The organism is Polynucleobacter sp. MWH-UH35A, assembly GCF_018687075.1.
Classification (GTDB): Bacteria; Pseudomonadota; Gammaproteobacteria; order Burkholderiales; family Burkholderiaceae; genus Polynucleobacter.
On the sequence record NZ_CP061285.1, the window covers coordinates 1 to 21387 of the forward strand.

The following is a 21387-nucleotide window of genomic DNA, read 5'->3' on the forward strand; positions in this document are numbered from 1 at the left end:
AGCATCGCTACAATGGATCCTCCAAAAATATGAGCAACTTACACAATCCCCCCGCCTTGAATTCAATTAGCCCACTGGGATTTTGGGATGATGCTATTGGCATTTTATCCCGTGAACTGTCGCCCCAACAGTTTAAAACATGGATTCAACCCCTTACATTATTGTCTTTTGTTGAGAGTGATGACTCACTAACAATTGGAGCTCCCAACCGCTTTAAGCTCGATTGGATTAAAAAGACATTCGCTGACCGCTTTCAAGAGCTGGCATCCCAGTATTTTGGGCGCCCCATTAACGTCGGCTTTACCTTAGCTGAGGGTGTCACCAACAACGTGGTGGCAGCCATAAGTGTTGGTGAGCCCATAGAAAAAGTTGTCTTGATCGAGGCCAATGAGCCCAATATTTCGGTTGAAGAAAGTGCTTTTGAGATTGAGGATCACTCAAAACTAAACCCAAACCTCACCTTTGAGACTTTTGTAACCGGTAAGGCCAATCAATTGGCTAGAGCGGCCTCTATTCAGGTAGCGCACAACCCGGGAACATCCTATAACCCCATGTTTTTGTATGGGGGTGTTGGGCTAGGCAAAACCCACTTAATTCATGCTATCGGCAATCACCTTTTAAAAGAAAAGCCAAACGCCAGAATCCGTTATATCCACGCAGAACAGTATGTGTCTGATGTGGTGCGCGCCTATCAACAAAAGGCTTTTGATCGTTTTAAGCGCTACTACCACTCCCTGGACCTATTGTTAATAGACGATATTCAGTTTTTTAGTGGTAAATCCAGAACGCAAGAAGAGTTTTTCTATGCTTTTGAGGCTTTATTAAGCAATAAGGCTCAGGTCATCATTACCAGCGACACCTACCCAAAAGAGATGGCGGGAATTGATGATCGCCTCATTTCTCGGTTTGATTCAGGTTTAACGGTTGCTATTGAGCCACCCGAACTTGAAATGCGTGTAGCTATTTTGATGAAGAAAGCTATTAACGAGGGGATTCCAATGAGCGAGGATGTTGCCTTCTTTGTAGCAAAACACCTGCGATCAAATGTTCGTGAATTAGAGGGGGCTTTAAGGAAAATTTTGGCTTTTGTGCGCTTTCATGGGCGCGAGGTAACGATTGAGGTTGCAAGGACCGCATTGAAAGATCTCCTCTCTATCCAAAACCGTCAAATCTCGGTCGAAAATATCCAAAAAGCTGTAGCCGATTTTTATAGCATCAAGGTTGCGGACATGTACTCCAAAAAACGTCCGGCCAATATTGCAAGGCCCCGTCAAATAGCTATGTTTATGGCTAAAGAACTCACTCAAAAGAGTCTCCCAGAGATTGGAGAGTTATTTGGGGGTAGGGACCACACTACCGTTTTGCATGCCGTTCGAAAGATTGCTGATGAACGCGCTCACGATGGACAACTAAACCATGAAATTCATGTGATTGAGCAAACTTTAAAGGCGTAATTTTTGTTTGTGGATAAGTTTGTGGACAACCCCTAGGATAAGTTTGTGAATTAGATGTGGATAAATTGTGGAAACCGTCGGCTTCATGCAAAAATAGGGTGTTAGTAAAAAGTTATCCCCTTTTTATACAGCGTTTATACAAGAGTTTTCCACAGGTTTTTTGGTCTTCAAGATTTTGTTTTATAGGGAGTTTTTGACTTATCCACGGAACTTCAAACCCTTATTACTATTACTACTAAGATATATACAAGGATTTAAAAGCAATGCAACTCGTTAACACTTCTCGCGATAGCCTACTTAAACCACTTCAGGTTGTTAGTGGAATTGTTGAACGTAGGCATACGCTACCTATTTTGGCGAACTTGTTGTTTAAAAAAGTCGGTGAAAAGGTTTCGTTTATCTCTACCGACATTGAAATCCAGATTACAACAAATGCTAATTTTGGTGTTGGTGCTGAAGATGTCACCACTACTGTTGCTGCAAGAAAATTACTTGATATCTTGCGCGCTTTACCAGAGGGCCCGGTATCTTTAAATCTTAAAGACAATAAGATGGTTGTTCAAAGCGGTAAAAGCCGCTTTTCTTTACAAACCCTGTCTGCAACTGAATTCCCTGTGATGCAAAGCGTTGGTGAAGTAACTGCTGCATGGAAGATGTCTCAAAAAAGCTTCCGACAATTAATTAGTCAAGTGCATTTTTCAATGGCCCAACAAGATATTCGCTACTACCTTAATGGTATGTTGCTAGTGATCGAGGGTAAGGAAGTTGTTGCGGTTGCAACTGATGGTCACCGCCTTGCTTATTCTCAGGTGGAGCTGGCTGAGGCCCCATCTGGCTCTGGTCAAAAACAAGAAATTATTATTCCCCGTAAAACAATTCTAGAGTGCCAACATTTATTGGAAGATTCTGATGAGCTGCTAGAAATTAGCTTGACTGCAAATCAAGTGAAACTTTCATTTGGCGATATTGAGTTAATTTCAAAATTGGTTGAAGGAAAGTTCCCTGACTTTCAGAGGGTGATTCCAAAGGGACAAAAAAATGCATTAGTGGTTGGTCGCGATACTTTGCAATCTGCCTTGCAGCGCGCCGCAATCCTGACGACTGATAAATTTAAAGGTGTTCGTTTCTCTTTGTCGCCCAATCGCATCACAATTCAGTCAACCAACGCCGAGCAAGAAGAGGCGCAAGAGGAGATTGAAACCGAGTATGCCGGCGATGCTGTGGAGATAGGGTTTAACGTTAGTTATTTGTTGGATGTTTTATCAAACCTCAAAAACGAAAAAATTCAAATTAGTTTAGGTGATGCAAATAGCAGCGCTGTAATTACTCTGCCTGGCTCAGAGAGCTTTAAGTATGTTGTTATGCCAATGCGTATTTAACTTAGAAAAAAATGACTGAAGAAAAAAAAGTAGTAGAGCAGTATGGCGCCGCATCGATTCAAATCCTAGAGGGTCTTGAAGCTGTTCGTAAACGTCCTGGCATGTACATTGGAGACACCTCTGATGGAACTGGCTTGCATCACCTTGTGTTTGAAGTTTTAGATAACTCCATTGATGAGGCTTTAGCGGGATATTGTTCTGAGATTACGGTAGTTATTCAAACCGATAATTCCATTTCTATTGTTGATAACGGCCGAGGCGTTCCCACAGGCATTAAATATGATGACAAGCACGAGCCAAAACGCAGTGCTGCTGAAATCGTAATGACAGAGCTTCATGCAGGTGGTAAGTTTGACCAAAATAGTTATAAGGTTTCTGGTGGACTACATGGTGTAGGTGTGAGTTGTGTAAATGCACTATCCAAATGGCTCAAGCTAACTATTCGTCGGAATGGTAAGGCGCATTACATGGAATTTGCGCGCGGGGTTATTCAAAACCGTAATGTTGTCGATGAAGACGGTGTCTTAGTTTCTCCTATAACGGTTACTGGTGATACCGAGCTTTCTGGAACTGAAGTTCATTTTTTAGCTGACGAAGAAATTTTTGGAAACGTTGAGTTTCATTATGAAATCTTAGTTAAGCGTATTCGTGAGCTGTCATTTCTTAATAATGGTGTTCACATCAAACTCATTGATCAACGTACTGGTCAAGAAGAGGATTTCGCCTTTTCTGGAGGTGTTAAAGGGTTTGTTGAATACATCAATCAAACCAAAAACGTTTTACACCCAAACATTTTTTATGCTGAAGGTGTTCGTTCCTCTGATTTGGGCGGGCAAATTACCGCTGAAGTATCAATGCAGTGGAATGACAGTTTTAGTGAGCAAGTGCTTTGTTTTACCAACAATATTCCCCAGCGCGATGGTGGTACACACTTAACCGGATTGCGTGCGGCAATGACCCGGGTCATTAATAAATATATTGATGAAAACGAGGTTGCTAAAAAAGCAAAGGTAGAAATTTCCGGTGACGACATGCGTGAAGGCTTAGCATGTGTTTTATCTGTAAAAGTACCTGAACCAAAATTTTCCAGCCAAACCAAAGACAAATTGGTATCCAGCGAGGTTCGGGGACCGGTTGAGGAAATTGTTGCTGAAGCTTTGAGTACATATCTCCAGGAGCGCCCAGCAGACGCCAAAATTTTGTGCGGGAAAATTGTCGATGCTGCCCGCGCTCGTGAGGCAGCTCGCAAAGCGCGCGATATGACTCGCCGTAAGGGCGCATTAGATGGTTTGGGTCTACCCGGTAAGTTGGCGGATTGCCAAGAAAAGGACCCATCCAAATCCGAATTGTTTATTGTCGAGGGTGACTCTGCGGGGGGTTCTGCAAAACAGGGGCGTGATCGCCGTTTTCAAGCAATTCTTCCATTAAAAGGAAAAATTCTGAACGTTGAAAAGGCGCGCTTTGACAAAATGTTGGCCAGCCAAGAGGTGGTTACTTTAATTACTGTTCTTGGCACCGGTATTGGAATTGAAGAATATAAGGCGGATAAGTTGCGCTATCACCGCATCATCATTATGACCGACGCGGACGTCGATGGCAGCCACATTCGAACGCTGTTATTAACTTTCTTCTATAGACAAATGCCAGAATTGATTGAGCGCGGACACATTTATATTGCTCAACCACCCCTTTATAAAGTGAAGTTTGGCAAAAGCGAGCAGTATATTAAAGACGACAATGAGTTAAATCAATTGCTATTAAAAATTGCCTTAGAAACTGCATCTTTGCAGACACCAGCGGGTGAGGTGATTGAGGGTGAAGCGCTAAATGAGTTGGCAAAACATTACCAAGTGATTCAATCTATTGTGGACCGACTATCGCGGACTATAGATGAAGACGCTTTGCGTGCCATTGCCTCGGGAACACCGCTAAATTTAGATACAGAAAAATCAGCCAACGAATCTGCTAATCGTTTAAGGCAGGCGCTAGCGGACTCTTTAAATCCTCTAGCTTTGCCACCAGAAATTATTGTGCAAAAAGAGGATCGTACGGAACGATTCCGCCTGTTATTGTCACGTCGCATCCACGGAAACCTAAAGTTGTCCACCATTAACTCTGACTTTGTTCACGGCGATGACTATCAAAGCCTTGCGAATGCTGCGGCAGTTTTATCTGGCAAAGTGGTTGCGGGCTCCAAGATCCGTCGCGGTGATCCAGATAAAAATCAAAAAGAACAAACGGTTAGTGACTTTAGGGCTGCCTTTGCATGGTTGTTGTCTGAAGCGGAGCGTGTATTAAGTCGTCAGCGTTACAAAGGCCTTGGTGAGATGAATCCATCCCAGTTGTGGGAAACCACCATGGATGCAAACTCTAGAACGTTATTGCAAGTCAAAATTGAAGATGCAATTGCTGCCGACCAAGTCTTTACAACACTTATGGGGGATGAGGTTGAGCCTCGTCGTGCGTTCATTGAACGGAATGCCCTTATTGCTCGCAACCTAGACGTTTAAAAATGACAGCTAAAAAACTAAAGCCACCAAAGGTGGATCGCTCTTCTATTGTTGTTAAATCCTCCCCCATTCATGGCAAAGGAGTTTTTGTTGCAAAGCCAATTAAAAAGGGCCAAGCAATCATTGAGTACAAAGGGGAGCGTATTAGTTGGAAGTTAGCCCAAAAGCGCCATCCACACGACCCCAAAGACCCAAATCACACCTTCTATTTTTCACTAGAAGATGGCCGTGTGATTGATGCGAAATACGGCGGAAACGCTGCGCGCTGGATTAACCACTCTTGTAAACCTATTTGCGAAACTCGTGAAGATAGTTTTGATGGTGAACCAAGGGTGTTTATTTATGCTAAACGCGCCCTCAAGGTTGGGGAAGAGTTGTTTTATGACTACTCTCTCGATATTGAGGGAAAAATTACCAAGCAAATGAAAAAAGATTACGAGTGTCGTTGCGGCGCTAAAAAATGCCGCGGGACCATGCTAGCAATTAAAGAAAAATAAAAGCAGTTTCTATGTTGTTTGTAACAATCCAAGAATTGGAAGCTGCGATTAATTACTGGCGCAGCCAGTCTCCCTCGGCGGGTGATGAGCTACGCCTCTGTCCAGAGGCGGCGGCGCTAGCTAAACCATATGCACTCATGATTGTTCAAGGCGCCCAGCGAGTGCCGGTGGATGTATTGGATGAATTGGCTCGATCGGCAATCCAACAATTTCAAAAAATCTCCCAATAAGCCGTCTTTCGTAAGTATTAATTGTTTAGGGTTATTGCTATATATAGCAAAGCTATCTTGGGGTATCCTCATATTCTTGCTCCCAATTAGGAGCTAGAGGGTATGAGATTGCAAGAAACAATATTAAAAACAATAGGACTAGGAAAATCCTTTAAGGGGTTTTCTGCTGTTACCGATGTGAACTTGAATGTCACGCGGGGAACTATCCACGCTTTGATTGGGCCTAATGGGGCGGGTAAGACCACCTGCTTTAATTTGCTAACCAAATTCTTGGAGCCAAGTAGTGGACAAATCTTGTTTAATGGGTTTGACATTACCAATGAGGCCCCTGCCCAAATTGCCCGTCGTGGGGTTATTCGCTCTTTTCAAATTTCAGCTGTATTCCCGCACTTGACCGTCCTTGAAAATGTTCGTGTTGCACTGCAGCGAGGATTGGGCACAGAGTTTCATTTCTGGAAATCTGGCAGTTCATTAAACATACTTAATGAGCGTGCTTTGGAGCTCCTACATGAGGTTGGCTTAGAGGGTTTTGCCAATGAGGAAACCTTAAACCTGGCTTATGGCCGTAAAAGGGCGCTCGAGATTGCGACAACTTTGGCAATGGAGCCCGAGTTGATGCTTTTAGATGAGCCCACACAAGGCATGGGCCACGAGGATGTGGAGCGCGTAACCGAATTGATTGATCGTGTAGCCAAGGGCCGTACTATTTTGATGGTTGAGCACAATATGAAGGTGGTTTCTTCAATTGCTGATCGCATTACTGTTTTGCAGCGAGGTTCGGTTCTTGCTGAGGGCTCTTATCACGAGGTTTCAAACAACCCATTGGTTGTTGAGGCTTATATGGGTAGCCATGGGGGAGACAACCTATGAGCACCATGGCGCTAGAGGTTAAAAATTTAGAATCTTGGTATGGCGAATCTCATATATTGCACGGCGTGAATTTTGCAGTGCGTGATGGTGAGGTTGTTACTCTGTTAGGAAGAAATGGTGCTGGACGAAGCACTATTCTAAAAACGATTTTGGGTTTAACCAGCAAGAGAACTGGTTCGGTAGAGATTTACGGCACACAAACAATTTCAATGCCCACTTACAAGATTGCGCGCTTGGGTGTTGGGTTTTGCCCAGAAGAGCGTGGAATTTTTGCTAGCTTAAGTACCGAAGAGAATTTATTGCTTTTGCCGGAAATTGCTCCTGGTGGTATGGGCTTGGATGAGATTTATGAAATGTTCCCCAATCTCTACGAGAGAAGAAATAGCCCGGGTACACGCTTATCTGGCGGTGAGCAGCAAATGCTCGCAATGGCTCGAATCCTAAGAACTGGTGCCAAATTATTGTTGTTGGACGAGATTACTGAAGGCTTGGCCCCTGTGATTGTCCAAAAACTCGGCGAGGTTGTTACCAGCTTGCGCAACAAAGGCTTCACAATTGTGTTGGTTGAACAAAATTTCCGTTTTGCAGCGCCTTTGGCTGATCGACATTATGTGGTTGAGCACGGAAATGTGGTTGAGGTGGTAAATCAAAGTGAGTTAGCTGAAAAAGCGGCTTTATTAAATGAGTATCTTGGTGTTTAGTGGATTTCTATAGGAGACAGCAATGAAGTTAAAGCAGATAACCGCAGGTCTGGTTGCAGCGACCATGTTCGCTTCAAACCCAGTGTTTGCACAAAGCGCACCAAAAGTTAGTGGTGATGTGATTAAGATTGGTGTCTTAACCGATCTTTCTTCCACTTATTCTGATTTAGCCGGTCCCGGCGCTGTAATTGCCGCAAAGATGGCAATTGCCGATTTTTCCAAAGATGGAACGGTGATTGGCAAAAAGATCGAGCTCGTTAGTGCTGACCATCAAAATAAAGCCGACATTGCTGCTAATAAAGCGCGTGAATGGTATGACAAAGACGGCGTAGACGTTATTGTTGAATTGGTTTCAACCAATGTTGCTTTGGCTGTAATGGAAGTTGCCGAACAAAAGAACAAGATCACCTTGGTTTCTGGTGCGGCCTCTTTGCCAATTACCAACGAGAAATGCACTGCCAATAACGTTCATTGGACCTATGACACCTATGCGCTATCAAATGGTACGGCGAAGGCTGTTGTAAAACAGGGCAAAAAGAACTGGTACTTTATTACTGCTGACTATGCCTTTGGCGCTGCGCTTGAGAAAGACTCAACTAACGTTGTTAATGCCAATGGCGGTAAGGTTTTGGGAACCAGCAAGCACCCATTTCCAAATAGCGACTTTTCTTCCTACCTCTTGAAGGCTCAAGCCAGTGGCGCTGATGTTGTTGCATTGGCAAACGCCGGTCAAGACACGATTAATAGTGTTAAACAAGCCTCTGAGTTTGGTATTAACAAGAAACAAACCGTTGTGCCTTTGTTAATGTTTATTACTGATGTTCACTCACTAGGTTTGAATGCCGCCCAAGGTATGTACCTCACAGAGGGCTTCTACTGGGATAAAGATGACAAGACTCGCGCTTTTGCAAAACGTTTCATCTTGCAACACAAGCGTATGCCTTCTAGCGTTCAGGCTGGCGTTTACTCATCCGTTCTTGCCTATTTAAATGCTGTGCAAAAAGCGGGCACTGATGATACCCAAGCTGTTATGAAGGCTTTGAAGTCTACCAATATTGATGACGGTCTTTTCAAAGGCAAGATTCGTGCTGACGGTAAGTTTGAGCATGACATGTATTTGCTAGAAGTGAAGAAGCCAGCGGACTCTAAGAGCCCATGGGACTATTACAACGTTAAGGCTGTGATTCCTGCTGCCGAAGCAACACAACCACTTTCATTGTCACGATGCAAGTTGGTTACTAACAAGTAATTGATCTCTATCTAGTATGTTTGAACTTCTTGGAATTACCCCTCAAGGGCTGGTTGCCCAGCTCTTGGTGGGGCTTATTAATGGCTCTTTTTATGCCATATTAAGTTTGGGATTGGCCATCATTTTTGGCCTTCTCAACATTATTAATTTTGCACATGGCGCTCAATACACCATGGGCGCATTTATTGCCTGGATTGGGCTTACCCAGATTAGCCAATGGCTTGGCTTTCCAGAGCTATCTATTAATTATTGGTTTGCGCTTATTGTTGTGCCGCTAGTGTTGGCGGGATTTGGTTTGATCCTCGAACGCACTATGTTGCGCCGCTTGTATCACCTGGATCACTTATATGGCTTGTTGCTGACATTTGGTTTGGCGCTCATTATTGAGGGCATGTTCCGTCACTGGTATGGAATTTCTGGCGAGAGCTATCCAGCCCCAGAGATTTTGCAGGGCGCCATCCCGCTAGAGTCTATCGGCATTATCTTGCCAAAGTATCGTGTTTGGGTTGTGATTGTTTCTTTGGTGGTTTGTTTCTCAACTTGGTATGTTATTGAGCGAACCAAATTGGGCGCCTACCTTCGCGCTGGAACCGAAAACCCCAAATTACTTCAGGCATTTGGCATTAATGTTCCGCTCATGATTTCTTTGGCCTATGCCTACGGCGTTGGTCTTGCTGGTTTTGCTGGTGTTTTAGCCGCCCCAATTTTTCAAGTTAATCCATTGATGGGTTCGAACTTGATCATCGTAGTTTTTGCGGTGGTGGTGATTGGTGGAATGGGCTCTATTATGGGCGCCATTCTTACTGGTCTGGCTTTGGGCCTTGTTGAAGGTCTCACTAAAGTCTTTTATCCAGAGGCATCTGGAGTCGTGATTTTTGTGATCATGGCAATTGTTTTATTGATTCGTCCTGCTGGACTATTTGGGCGGGAGAAATAAGCATGAATCCAAAAACAAAACTTCTATATGGCATTTTGGTTTTAATTGCTCTGTTGTTGCCGTTTCAGGATTTCATCTATTTAGTGTTTGCAATGAAGGTCTTATGTTTCGCCCTTTTTGCCTGTGCATTTAATTTACTCCTTGGGTTTACCGGCCTATTGTCTTTTGGACACGCTGCTTTTTTTGGAACCGCAGCCTACATCACCGCTTATCTTTGCAAAGAAGCGGGTCTTTCCCCTGAGTTGGGAATTGTGTTGGGCGTTGTTGGTTCTGGCGTTCTCGGATTCTTAATTGGTTCATTGGCCATTCGCAGACAAGGTATTTATTTTGCGATGGTAACTCTGGCCCTCTCCCAAATGGTTTACTTCTTGGCTGTTCAACTTCCATTTACTGGCGGTGAAGACGGTATTCAGGGTGTGCCGCGTGGCATGTTATTTGGCCTGATTGATTTAAAGAATGACGTTGCAATGTATTACTTTGTTCTGGCCATTTTCCTTTTTGGTTTCGCCTTGATTATGCGTGCGGTGCACTCCCCCTTTGGGCAGGTTCTCAAGGCAATTCGCGAGAACGAGCCCCGCGCAATTTCTTTGGGCTACGACGTTGATCGATTCAAGTTAATGTCCTTTGTTATCTCTGCTGCACTTTCGGGTTTGGCTGGATCCATGAAATCTTTGGTGTTCCAGTTGGCCACCTTGACTGATGTTCATTGGCATATGTCTGGCGAGGTGGTGTTGATGACTTTGCTTGGCGGTATGGGAACCATTTTGGGTCCGGTGGTTGGCGCAGGTATTGTTGTTGGCTTGCAGAACTATTTGGCAAACATTGGATCTTGGAGCACGATTGCAACGGGATTCATTTTTGTGATTTGCGTTTTAGCATTCCGTCGCGGCGTTGTTGGCGAAGTTGTTGCGTACTATAAAAACAAAAACTAGTTTTTGTTTATCTTTTATTATTTGGTTTTTGGTGTGGCGCGTTTAGCGCCACACTCATTTAAATAAAAAGAAAACAAAGAGACTCTCATCGAATTTTCAATTTTCATTTGGCCGTTGCTTTTAGCAATGGCTTTCTTTGCCGGCTTAGTGGACGCTGTAGCTGGCGGTGGCGGCTTGATTCAAGTGCCTGCGCTGTTTGCCGCTTACCCCGAGGCCCCGCCAGCAACACTGCTTTCTACCAATAAGGTTTCTGCGGTTGGCGGAACCTTAAATGCCGCAAGAAAATATTTACGACACGTCTCTTTGCCTTGGGCGATTGTTTTGCCGGCAATCATTGCAGGTTTTGTTGGGTCTCTTGCCGGTGCTAATGCGGTTAGCAACTTCCCTGCAGAACCTTTGCGTAAGGCGTTACCATTTGTTTTGTTATTTCTCTTGTTGTACACCTGGTTTCAGCCCTCGCTCGGTGAGGCGCATGCACCAAAAATCCTTGGACGTTTTCAGCAAGCAAAGGCCGTATTTCTCGGATTAATAATTGGCTTTTATGACGGCTTCTTTGGCCCCGGTACCGGCAGCTTTTTGCTATTTGGATTCGTGCGCTTTTTTAGTTTTGATTTCTTGCATGCCTCCGCTGCTACGAAATTGGTGAATGTGGCGACTAATCTGGCGGCAATCCTAATGTTGGCAAGTCTGGGGCAAATTAATTGGACTCTTGGCTTCGTAATGATGATCGCCAATGTTGCAGGCAGTCAGTTTGGAAGTCGACTTGCAATTAAGCATGGCAGTTCCTTTGTGAGAAAGGCTTTTTTGCTTATTGTTAGTGTGTTGATATTGAAGTCGGCCTGGAATGCTTATTTTATCAATTAAATCAATAAGTTATAAATAAACTACTGATTTTCTTAAAATTTTCTTATTTTTTGTTTCACGTGAAACAAACAAAATGCTATGATCATCGCCCTATTAGAGGCAAATCATGCGTTATTCCAAAAGTTTTGATGTCATCGTAGTTGGCGGCGGTCATGCTGGGACCGAGGCCGCCCTTGCATCTGCTCGCATGGGTTGTGACACTCTATTAATAACTCACAGTATCGAAAATTTGGGCGCCATGAGTTGTAATCCCTCTATTGGGGGGATTGGTAAAGGCCATCTCGTTAAAGAAATAGATGCGATGGGTGGTGCCATGGCTGCCGCTACAGATGAGGCTGGCATTCAGTTCCGCATTCTCAACTCGAGTAAAGGGCCTGCAGTCCGTGCGACCCGCGCCCAGGGCGATCGTATTCTATATAAAGCCGCAATCCGTCGCCGCCTAGAAAACCAGCCCAACTTAAGTCTGTTTCAGGCGGCTGTGGATGATCTTTTGGTCAAAGGCGATCAAGTTCAGGGTGTTGTAACCCAAATGGGTCTAGAGTTTATGGCCAAGAAAGTGGTCCTTACTGCGGGCACCTTCTTGGACGGAAAGATCCATGTTGGCCTAAATAATTACGCGGGTGGTCGCGCTGGCGATCCTGCTGCAGTTTCTTTGTCGGCCAGGCTAAAAGAGTTAAAGCTCCCTCAGGGTAGATTAAAGACGGGCACCCCTCCCCGCATTGATGGTAGAACGATTGATTTTTCAGTCATGCAGGAGCAGCCAGGAGATCTAGATCCTGTTCCGGTATTTTCTTATTTAGGGCGCCCAGAGCAGCACCCTAAACAGGTTCCCTGCTGGATTTCACATACAAACGAGCGTACCCACGACATTATTCGTGGTGGTTTGGATCGTTCACCGATGTATACAGGTGTGATTGAGGGCGTTGGCCCTCGGTACTGCCCATCTATTGAAGATAAGATTTACCGATTTGCCTCCAGAAACAGTCACCAGATTTTTTTGGAACCAGAGGGTTTAACAACCAATGAGTTTTACCCCAATGGAATTTCGACCAGCCTCCCCTTTGATGTTCAGTGGGATTTGGTTCGTAGTATTCGGGGCATGGAGTCTGCGGTTATCGTGCGACCGGGTTATGCGATTGAGTATGATTTCTTTGATCCACGCCAATTGCGCCATAGCCTAGAGACCAAAGTTATTGGCGGTTTGTATTTTGCCGGCCAGATTAATGGCACTACCGGTTATGAAGAGGCTGCCGCCCAAGGCATGTTGGCCGGAATTAACGCAGGTTTGGCTGCCAAGGGTAAAGAGCCTTGGTTGCCTAAGCGCAGTGAATCCTATATTGGCGTTTTGGTCGATGACCTGATTACTCGCGGGGTTCAAGAGCCCTATCGCATGTTTACGAGCCGTGCTGAATATCGCCTGAGCTTACGGGAAGACAATGCCGATATGCGCTTGACCGCTCTTGGGCGCGAGTTGGGTCTGGTCGATGACTATCGTTGGGGGGTGTTTTGTAGAAAACAGGACGCTGTTTCACGTGAAACATCCCGCTTGCAAAATATTTGGGTGGGCCCTAAGAGCGAGGCCGCTCCTTTTGTTTCTCAATTATTGGGGCAAGATCTTTCCCATGAATGTAGTTTGGCGGAGCTTTTAAGGCGCCCAGGCGTTACTTATGAGGCAATTACTGCCTTGGGTGATGGAATGTGGGCTCCAGTGGCTTTAGATGAAGATCTTGGGCTGGCTGCGCAAATAAGCGACCAAGTAGAGATTTCTGTGAAATATCAGGGCTACATTGAGCGTCAAGCGACCGAAATTGCTCGTCAAGAACACAATGAGACGTTCCCGTTGCCAGGCTGGCTGGATTATTCCCAGGTTGTTGGCTTGTCCAAAGAGGTTCAACAAAAGCTCAATTTGCATAAGCCTGAAACATTAGGCCAAGCCGGACGCATTTCAGGAGTTACTCCCGCAGCCCTCTCTCTTTTGTTGGTGCATTTGAAAAAAGGTTTGGGGCGCCCCCAAGAGGCTCATGAGTAAGGGGCTTCTTGCTTTAGGAATTGAGGATCTTGGCCTTGAATTAAGCTCAGCCAATATTGCTGATTTAGAGCTGTTTTTACAAGAGATGGGCCGCTGGAATCAGGTGCATAACCTCACAGCAATCGAGGGTGAAAACGACTCTGTTCGCTTGCACCTTATTGATTCTATTGCTGTTTTACCTGTACTTAGGCAGTTTTTGTTGGGCCCCTCACCCAAGATTGCCGATCTCGGCTCAGGTGGTGGCTTGCCAGCAATTCCGGTTGCGATTATTCAGCGGGAGTGGCAGCTTTCACTGATTGAAGCCATACGTAAAAAGACGGCATTCTTGCAGCATGTGCGCGGAAAGTTAAAGTTAAAAAACATTGAAGTGCTTTGTGAGCGAGTAGAAGATGCTGCAGTGCAGCAACCAGCGCAGTTTGATGCTGTCATTTCGCGTGCATTTACTAACCTGGCACGCTTTTTAGAGTTGTCACTGCCTTTTCTAAAGCCCGATGGCTTGGTATTTGCCATGAAGGCTAAGCGTGCAGACGATGAAATGAAAGATGTTTCTATGGAGGAATGGCGCTTGGTCGCTGATGAGCCCCTGCGTATTCCTAATTTAGCGGTGGAGAGACGCCTTTTGGTGCTAGCCCCCATGAGAAAATCCACCCTCACCTCTTAAGTAAACGCAAAAGTAGCTATGGCAAAAATATTCTGTATCGCAAATCAAAAAGGTGGCGTTGGCAAGACCACAACCGCCGTTAATTTGGCCGCAGGCTTGGCTGGATTGAAACAGCGTGTTTTGTTGGTTGATTTAGACCCCCAGGGCAATGCAACCATGGGTTCTGGAGTTGAAAAGGCAGATTTAAACACCAGCGTCTATCAAGTCTTAATTGGCATGGCAACCGTCAAAGAATGTGCACAGCGTTGTGAGAGCTCTGGCTACGATGTCTTGCCTGCTAATCGCGATTTAGCGGGGGCTGAAATTGAGTTGGTAGATTTAGATTTGCGTGAAGTGCGTTTGAAGGATGCGCTTGCGCATGTGGCTGATGACTACGATTTTATTTTGATCGACTGTCCACCCGCCTTGTCTTTGTTAACCCTTAATGGGTTGTGCGCAGCAAATGGTGTGATTGTTCCGATGCAGTGTGAATATTTTGCATTGGAGGGTTTGTCAGATTTGGTGAACACCATTAAGCAAGTGCACGCAAATTTAAATCCAGATTTAGTCATTATTGGTTTGCTGCGCGTCATGTTTGATGCGCGCATGACATTGCAACAACAAGTCTCAGATCAACTGCTTGAACACTTCGGCGACAAAGTTTTCAAGTCCATTATTCCGCGCAACGTACGTCTGGCCGAGGCTCCATCTTATGGGCTTCCTGGAGTTGTTTTTGATAAGTCTTCGCGCGGTGCAAAAGCCTATTTAGAGTTTGGCGCCGAGATGGTTGAGCGCATCAAACACATGTAATTTGTAGAAAGAAAAAAATCATGGTTGCTATTAAGAAAAAAGGATTGGGTAGAGGCCTCGAAGCTTTGCTTGGAGAAAAGACTCAAGTAGCAAGTCCGTCTACTGATATCAATCGTTTGCCGCTCACAGCGTTGCAAGCAGGTAAATATCAACCACGACAAAAAATGGAAGCGAGTGCTTTACAAGAATTGGCAGAAAGTATTCGCGAACAAGGTGTGATGCAGCCGTTGCTGGTTCGCTTGGTTGCGCCCGGCAAATATGAAATTATTGCGGGCGAAAGACGTTTTCGTGCGGCCACAATTGCTGGCTTAAAAGAGGTTCCAGTTTTGGTGTCTGGTGCAGATGACCAAGCTGCTGCTGCAATGGCCTTAGTTGAAAATATGCAGCGTGAGGACTTAAATCCCCTTGAAGAGTCTCAAGGCTTGGCGAGGCTGATTGAAGAGTTTGGTTTTACTCACGAGCAGGCAGCTAAGGCGGTCGGTAAGTCTCGAAGTGCGATTACGAATTTATTGCGCCTCGCGCAGTTGGCAAAGCCTGTTCAAGCAATGCTATTGGCTGGTGATATCGATATGGGTCATGCCCGCGCGCTCTTGCCGCTCCCAGGCTCTAGTCAGGTTGCCTTAGCCCAAAGAATTTCTGCTCAAGGCTTGTCGGTTCGTGAGGCAGAGCGCATGACCGCTGCCTTGGTGATTGCGGGTGGTCAAATTGGCGATAAAAAAACAAAAAGTAAGCCAGGGGCGTCATCTCCAAGCAGCGATCCAGATATGCAGCGTTTAACACAAGAAATAGCGGATTTAATTGGTTTGAGCACCGAATTTAAGTTAAAAGGTAAGGGCGGAGAGCTCAGAATTCGTTTTAGCCAATTCGATGAGCTGGATTCTTTGTTGAAAAAGTTGGGCGTTGAGTCATAAATTAGGTAGAAAAAATGTCCCCAAATCCTTTGACATATTGCACTGCACACATTAAACTTTTGGGGCTAAATTGATTCCTCAAAAAAATCAATTTTCCGAGGTGGATGATTGGGATGAGCCCGAAGAGGCCATTCGGGTATACAGTAAGGCCGAGATTGCTGCTATGCAGCAAAGGAATGCGGCTAGATACCGAGCTTTATCGCCATGGAAAATTATTTTGGCCCAGGTGCTGATTACAGCTATCAGCATGGTGTTTTGGTCAATTTTTGGGGAGCCGGTAGGGGTAAGCCTTTATACTCAGTCGGCCTTTTTAGGTGGTTTAATTAGCGTCTTGCCTACAACTTTGTTTTTAATCAGACTAGAGTTGGCAAAAAAATCGCAAAGATTGAATCCAGGAAGATTTTTGGCAGCATTAGTTTCCGGTGAATTTATCAAAATCGCCGTGACCCTGATGTTGTTTATAGGGATTGCGTTTTATGTCCCTGGCGTGCTTTGGGTCCCTTTATTGGTGACTTACCTGCTTGCCTTGAAGTGTGTATGGCTGGCGTGGTTGTGGCGCTAAGCAGTGACAATTGAGTTTGAAACAAAGGACTAGTGAAGAGATGTCTAGCGAAGTACACCAAGCCCACGGGGCAGCAGAGCAAATGACGCCAACAGCGTATATTTCTGAGCACTTACAAAATCTCACCAATTCTGGTGGACCTCAAGGATCCATTATTGATTTCAGCGTAATTAATTTAGATACTATTTTTTGGGCCTCTTTAATGGGCTTCTTAGCAGTATTTATTTTGTTGATTGCAGCGCGTCGCGCAACCCCTGGCGTTCCTGGCCGCTTCCAATGCTTGGTGGAAATGATTGTTGAAATGGTGGACACACAAGCCAAGAGCATTGTTCATGGCAACCGCACTTTCATTGCGCCACTCGCACTCTTCGTGTTTTTCTGGATCATTCTTTTAAATACTCTCGACCTAATTCCAGTGGACTGGGTTTTGGGTGTAAATCATTTCATTGAAAGCTTTGGCGTGCATGTGCCACACCACAGATTGGTTCCTACGACGGATTTGAATGCCACTATGGGCATGTCGCTTTCAGTATTGGTATTGGTGTTCTTTTACAGCTTCAAGGTAAAGGGTGTTGGCGGCTTCTTGCATGAACTCATTTCTGCCCCATTCGGCGCAAAGTGGTATTTGGCCCCATTCAACCTTGCTTTGAACATCATCGAATATTTGGCGAAAGGCGTTTCATTGGGAATGCGACTTTTCGGAAATATGTACGCCGGCGAATTGGTTTTCTTGTTGATCGCCTTGCTCGGAAGCGTATGGACATTTAATTTAGATTTATCCCTGTTCGGATTGGTGGGCCACGTTATTGCTGGATCAGCTTGGGCCATCTTCCACATTTTGGTTATTTTGTTGCAGGCCTTTATTTTCATGATGCTGACTTTGGTCTACATCGGGCAAGCACATAGCCACCACTGAGATTTTATTTTTAACTTACCTCTTTTAACTTCAGGAGTCAGCAACATGCAAGCATTTTTAGCAACTATTCAAGGTTCAACAGCAATCTGTATCGGCATCATCATCGGCCTCGGCGCGATCGGTGCTTGTTTGGGTATCGCATTGATGGGCGGCAAATACATCGAAGCTTGTGCACGTCAACCAGAATTGATGGAGCCACTCCAAACTAAGATGTTCCTTTTGGCTGGTTTGATCGACGCTGCGTTCTTGATCGGCGTTGGTGTTGCAATGTTGTTTGCTTTCGCAAATCCACTGCTCGCAGTTATTAAGTAATTGTTTTGGCGTGGATGACCAGCGGGTCATCCAACTGTTCTCAACAATACTGAAAGGAATATCGTGAATCTGAACGCGACCCTATTCGCGCAAATGATCGTTTTCTTCGTCTTATGGTGGGTTGTTGCACGCTTTGTGTGGCCACCGCTAGTAAAGGCGTTAGATGAGCGTTCAAGCAAAATTGCTGACGGTTTAGCTGCTGCCGAGCGCGGTAAAGAAGCTCTCGCATTGGCCAGCAATGAAGCTGAGCAAGAATTAACTAAAGCACGCCAAGAAGGTGTTCAACGCGTTGCCGAAGCTGAAAAACGTGCACAAATGTCAGCCGAAGAAATTCGCGCTAACGCACAAGCCGAAGCCGCTCGAATCATTTCTCAAGCGCAGCAAGATGCAGCTCAACAAGTTACTCGCGCACGTGAAGTGCTGCGTGCTGAAGTTGCCCTGCTTGCTGTTAAAGGTGCTGAGCAAATTTTGCGTCGTGAAGTTGATGCAAAAGCGCACGGCCAATTGCTTGATCAACTAAAGGCAGAACTCTGATATGGCTGATTTAGCCACCATTGCACGTCCTTATGCGGAAGCGCTTTTTCAAAGCGCTAAGCCAGCTGAGCTTGCTGGATGTTTGGAGCAATTAAACGAACTGGCACAGCTTGCTGCTTTGCCAGAAGTTGCTGCTTTATCAAACAACCCAAAAGTTTCTGCTGATGATTTGAGCAAGCTCCTTGCTGGCATGGTGAAAACCAAGCTAGACCCAAAAGTAGCTAGCTTTTTAAATCTTGTGAATCAAAACCACCGCTTGGCAGCCGTTCCAGAGATTGCTCATCAGTTTGAAGCAATGAAGAATAAGAGCGAAGGTGCAGCAGAAGTAATGATTACTAGCGCATTCCCTTTAGAGGGTTCTGCGTTATCTGATTTGTTGTCAAGTTTGAAGAAGCGCTTTGGGGGTAAAGAATTGCGCCCAACTATTCAAGTTGATCCAGCATTGATTGGCGGTGTCCGCATTCAAGTTGGCGATGAAGTGATGGATAGTTCTGTCAAGGCACAGCTGGCTCAAATGCAAGCAAGTCTTGGCGCATAAGTTATCCCATTAAGAACATACGAAATAAGACCCAGGAGTAAGTAATGCAACTCAACCCTTCCGAGATCAGCGAACTGATCAAAAGCCGAATTAGCGAATTGGGCGTTGACTCCCAAGTTCGCAACGAAGGCACTGTTATTTCAGTGACCGACGGTATTTGCCGCGTACATGGCTTGTCAGGCGTTATGCAGGGCGAAATGTTGGAGTTTCCTAACAACACTATCGGCCTCGCATTAAACCTTGAGCGTGATTCTGTTGGTGCCGTAGTGTTGGGTGAATACACCCACATTAAAGAAGGCGATCCAGTTAAATGTACGGGCCGCATTTTGGAAGTTCCAGTTGGTCCAGAATTGCTCGGTCGCGTTGTAAATGCACTCGGTCAGCCGATTGATGGCAAAGGTCCGATCAACACCAAATTGACAGACTTTATCGAAAAAGTTGCTCCTGGCGTTATCGCACGTCAGTCCGTTAGTCAACCAGTACAAACTGGTTTGAAAGCGATTGATGCGATGGTTCCAATTGGCCGTGGTCAGCGTGAGTTGATCATTGGTGACCGCCAAACAGGTAAGACAGCTGTTGCGGTTGATGCGATCATCAACCAAAAAGGTAAAGGCGTTTATTGCGTTTACGTAGCTATCGGTCAAAAAGCTTCTACCATTGCTAACGTTGTTCGCAAGCTCACAGAATTGGGCGCGATGGAGTACACCGTTGTTGTTGCAGCGAGTGCTTCTGAGTCTGCAGCGATGCAGTACCTCTCTGCATATGCAGGTTGCACCATGGGTGAATACTTCCGCGACCGCGGTGAAGATGCTTTGATTGTTTACGATGACTTGACTAAGCAAGCGGTTGCTTATCGTCAAATCTCTTTGTTGCTCCGCCGCCCACCAGGCCGCGAAGCTTATCCTGGCGACGTTTTCTACCTCCACTCACGCTTGCTTGAGCGCGCTGCTCGTGTAAATGCTGAGTATGTTGAGAAGTTCACCAACGGTGCAGTAAAAGGCAAAACCGGTTCTTTGACCGCGTTGCCAATTATTGAAACTCAAGCTGGTGACGTTTCTGCATTCGTTCCAACCAACGTGATTTCGATTACTGACGGTCAGATCTTCTTGGAAACTGACTTGTTCAACGCAGGTATTCGTCCTGCGATTAACGCCGGTATTTCTGTGTCCCGTGTTGGTGGTGCCGCTCAAACTAAAGTGATTAAGAAGTTGTCTGGTGGTATTCGTACCGACTTAGCGCAATATCGTGAATTGGCAGCGTTCGCTCAGTTCGCGTCTGATCTTGACGAAGCAACTCGCAAGCAGCTCGAGCGTGGTCGCCGCGTTACTGAATTGTGTAAGCAAGCGCAATACAAGCCACTCCAAGTTTGGGAAATGGCCGCTTCTCTCTATGCCGTGAATAATGGCTTCTTCGATGATCTCGAAGTGAAGAATGTATTGGCCTTCGAAAAAGGTTTGCAAGATCATTTGAAATCTAAGTACGCTGACTTAGTTGCGCGTATCGAAGAAACCAAAGACTTGAGCAAAGATGACGAAGCTGCTTTGCGCGCCGCTATTGAGGATTACAAGCGTTCTGCCTCTTTCTAAGAGGGCTCGCATAAATCATGGCAAGCACAAAAGAGATACGATCTAAGATCAAGAGCGTGCAAAACACGCGCAAGATCACGAAGGCAATGGAGATGGTCGCCGCATCCAAGATGCGTCGCGCCCAGGAGCGTATGCGTAATGCGCGCCCCTATGCTGAAAAAATTCGTGAGATTGTTGCCAATCTTTCAAAAGCAAACCCCGAGTTCCGCCCTGCTTACATGGCAACTCGTGAAGTGAAGAATGTTGGCACGATTTTGGTTACTACAGACAAAGGCCTGTGCGGTGGTTTAAACACCAACGTCTTGCGTTTGATTGCTAACCAAGTGCGCGATTTGCAGGAAAAAAATGTTGAGATTGCGTACACCGCAATTGGTTCAAAAGGTTTGCAGTTTTTGAATCGCTCAAAAGCAAAACTCATTTCTCAAACAATTCAAATTGGCGATACGCCGCATTTGGATGTTTTGATTGGCGCCATTACCGCCCAATTAGAAGCGTTTGAGCGAGGCGAGATAGATGCTGTTTATTTGGCTTACACCCGCTTTGTAAATGCAATGAAACAAGAGCCTGTTTTAGAAAAACTCTTGCCTTTGGAAGCAGAAGCTTTGACTCCAGAAGAAAAAACAGGCAATTCTTGGGATTACATCTACGAGCCTGACGCAGAGTCCATTTTGAATGGTCTGCTTAAGCGTTACGTTGAAGCAATGATTTATCAGGCTGTTGCTGAAAACATGGCTTCTGAGCAGTCTGCACGGATGGTCTCTATGAAGGCCGCTTCAGATAATGCGAAGAACGTAATTGGCGAATTGCAATTGGATTACAACAAGACACGACAGGCTGCTATTACCAAAGAGTTGTCAGAGATTGTTGGTGGAGCGGCTGCGGTTTAAGCGGTCAGCATTTAGGAATACGAAAGAATTTACGGAATT

General features: G+C 45.4%; 22 protein-coding genes. All 22 read left to right on the forward strand.

Features of this window, described 5'->3' with window-relative positions; genetic code table 11:
- The first annotated feature begins 29 nt into the window (after window positions 1–29).
- The 22 genes from dnaA (at window position 30) to atpG (ending at window position 21348) form a co-directional block, all read left to right on the forward strand.
- A complete protein-coding gene (gene dnaA, locus ICV36_RS00005) occupies window positions 30–1454 on the forward strand; it encodes a chromosomal replication initiator protein DnaA (RefSeq protein WP_215400557.1) in 1425 nt (474 codons plus the stop codon).
- 263 nt (window positions 1455–1717) lie between these two features.
- A complete protein-coding gene (gene dnaN / locus ICV36_RS00010; protein ID WP_215400558.1) occupies window positions 1718–2833 on the forward strand; it encodes a DNA polymerase III subunit beta in 1116 nt (371 codons plus the stop codon).
- 11 nt (window positions 2834–2844) lie between these two features.
- Window positions 2845–5343: a DNA topoisomerase (ATP-hydrolyzing) subunit B gene (gyrB, locus tag ICV36_RS00015; protein ID WP_215400559.1), complete on the forward strand. Its 2499-nt coding sequence runs from the start codon at window positions 2845–2847 to the stop codon at window positions 5341–5343.
- A 2-nt stretch (window positions 5344–5345) separates the two neighbouring features.
- Window positions 5346–5840: an SET domain-containing protein gene (locus ICV36_RS00020; protein ID WP_215400560.1), complete on the forward strand. Its 495-nt coding sequence runs from the start codon at window positions 5346–5348 to the stop codon at window positions 5838–5840.
- Window positions 5841–5851: 11 nt separating this feature from the next.
- On the forward strand, window positions 5852–6070 hold the full coding sequence (locus ICV36_RS00025; protein ID WP_215400561.1) for a DUF3717 domain-containing protein: 219 nt from the start codon (window positions 5852–5854) through the stop codon (window positions 6068–6070).
- Between the two features lie 102 nt (window positions 6071–6172).
- Entirely contained in the window at window positions 6173–6940 is a 768-nt protein-coding gene (locus ICV36_RS00030) for an ABC transporter ATP-binding protein (RefSeq protein WP_215400562.1), read from the forward strand.
- Complete coding sequence (locus ICV36_RS00035; RefSeq protein ID WP_215400563.1) at window positions 6937–7641, forward strand: ABC transporter ATP-binding protein; 705 nt, start codon at window positions 6937–6939, stop codon at window positions 7639–7641. Before ICV36_RS00030 ends, ICV36_RS00035 begins: the two co-directional genes overlap by 4 nt.
- A gap of 22 nt (window positions 7642–7663) precedes the next feature.
- Window positions 7664–8890 (forward strand): ABC transporter substrate-binding protein, encoded by a 1227-nt coding sequence (locus ICV36_RS00040; protein ID WP_215400564.1) that lies wholly within the window; start codon window positions 7664–7666, stop codon window positions 8888–8890.
- A 16-nt stretch (window positions 8891–8906) separates the two neighbouring features.
- Window positions 8907–9827, forward strand: coding sequence for a branched-chain amino acid ABC transporter permease (locus tag ICV36_RS00045; RefSeq protein ID WP_215400565.1), 921 nt, complete (start codon window positions 8907–8909; stop codon window positions 9825–9827).
- Between the two features lie 2 nt (window positions 9828–9829).
- The gene (locus ICV36_RS00050; RefSeq protein WP_215400566.1) at window positions 9830–10759 is read left to right on the forward strand and encodes a branched-chain amino acid ABC transporter permease; all 930 of its coding nucleotides are present in this window, start codon (window positions 9830–9832) and stop codon (window positions 10757–10759) included.
- A gap of 126 nt (window positions 10760–10885) precedes the next feature.
- The gene (locus tag ICV36_RS00055; protein ID WP_215400567.1) at window positions 10886–11623 is read left to right on the forward strand and encodes a TSUP family transporter; all 738 of its coding nucleotides are present in this window, start codon (window positions 10886–10888) and stop codon (window positions 11621–11623) included.
- 106 nt (window positions 11624–11729) lie between these two features.
- Entirely contained in the window at window positions 11730–13652 is a 1923-nt protein-coding gene (mnmG, locus tag ICV36_RS00060) for a tRNA uridine-5-carboxymethylaminomethyl(34) synthesis enzyme MnmG (protein ID WP_215400568.1), read from the forward strand.
- Window positions 13645–14313, forward strand: a complete 669-nt coding sequence (rsmG, locus tag ICV36_RS00065) for a 16S rRNA (guanine(527)-N(7))-methyltransferase RsmG (RefSeq protein WP_215400569.1) — start codon at window positions 13645–13647, stop codon at window positions 14311–14313. Before mnmG ends, rsmG begins: the two co-directional genes overlap by 8 nt.
- Window positions 14314–14331: 18 nt before the next feature.
- Complete coding sequence (locus ICV36_RS00070) at window positions 14332–15102, forward strand: ParA family protein (RefSeq protein WP_215400570.1); 771 nt, start codon at window positions 14332–14334, stop codon at window positions 15100–15102.
- A 20-nt stretch (window positions 15103–15122) separates the two neighbouring features.
- Window positions 15123–16013: a ParB/RepB/Spo0J family partition protein gene (locus ICV36_RS00075; protein WP_215400571.1), complete on the forward strand. Its 891-nt coding sequence runs from the start codon at window positions 15123–15125 to the stop codon at window positions 16011–16013.
- Between the two features lie 70 nt (window positions 16014–16083).
- Window positions 16084–16575: an ATP synthase subunit I gene (locus ICV36_RS00080; RefSeq protein ID WP_215400572.1), complete on the forward strand. Its 492-nt coding sequence runs from the start codon at window positions 16084–16086 to the stop codon at window positions 16573–16575.
- 40 nt (window positions 16576–16615) lie between these two features.
- A complete protein-coding gene (gene atpB / locus ICV36_RS00085) occupies window positions 16616–17491 on the forward strand; it encodes a F0F1 ATP synthase subunit A (RefSeq protein ID WP_215400573.1) in 876 nt (291 codons plus the stop codon).
- 45 nt (window positions 17492–17536) lie between these two features.
- Window positions 17537–17803, forward strand: a complete 267-nt coding sequence (gene atpE, locus ICV36_RS00090; RefSeq protein ID WP_011901869.1) for a F0F1 ATP synthase subunit C — start codon at window positions 17537–17539, stop codon at window positions 17801–17803.
- 63 nt (window positions 17804–17866) lie between these two features.
- Window positions 17867–18337: a F0F1 ATP synthase subunit B gene (locus tag ICV36_RS00095; protein ID WP_128112914.1), complete on the forward strand. Its 471-nt coding sequence runs from the start codon at window positions 17867–17869 to the stop codon at window positions 18335–18337.
- Window position 18338: 1 nt separating this feature from the next.
- Window positions 18339–18875: a F0F1 ATP synthase subunit delta gene (locus tag ICV36_RS00100; protein WP_215400574.1), complete on the forward strand. Its 537-nt coding sequence runs from the start codon at window positions 18339–18341 to the stop codon at window positions 18873–18875.
- Between the two features lie 44 nt (window positions 18876–18919).
- On the forward strand, window positions 18920–20461 hold the full coding sequence (atpA, locus tag ICV36_RS00105) for a F0F1 ATP synthase subunit alpha (RefSeq protein ID WP_215400575.1): 1542 nt from the start codon (window positions 18920–18922) through the stop codon (window positions 20459–20461).
- Between the two features lie 17 nt (window positions 20462–20478).
- Complete coding sequence (atpG, locus tag ICV36_RS00110; RefSeq protein WP_215400576.1) at window positions 20479–21348, forward strand: F0F1 ATP synthase subunit gamma; 870 nt, start codon at window positions 20479–20481, stop codon at window positions 21346–21348.
- Window positions 21349–21387: the final 39 nt, after the last annotated feature.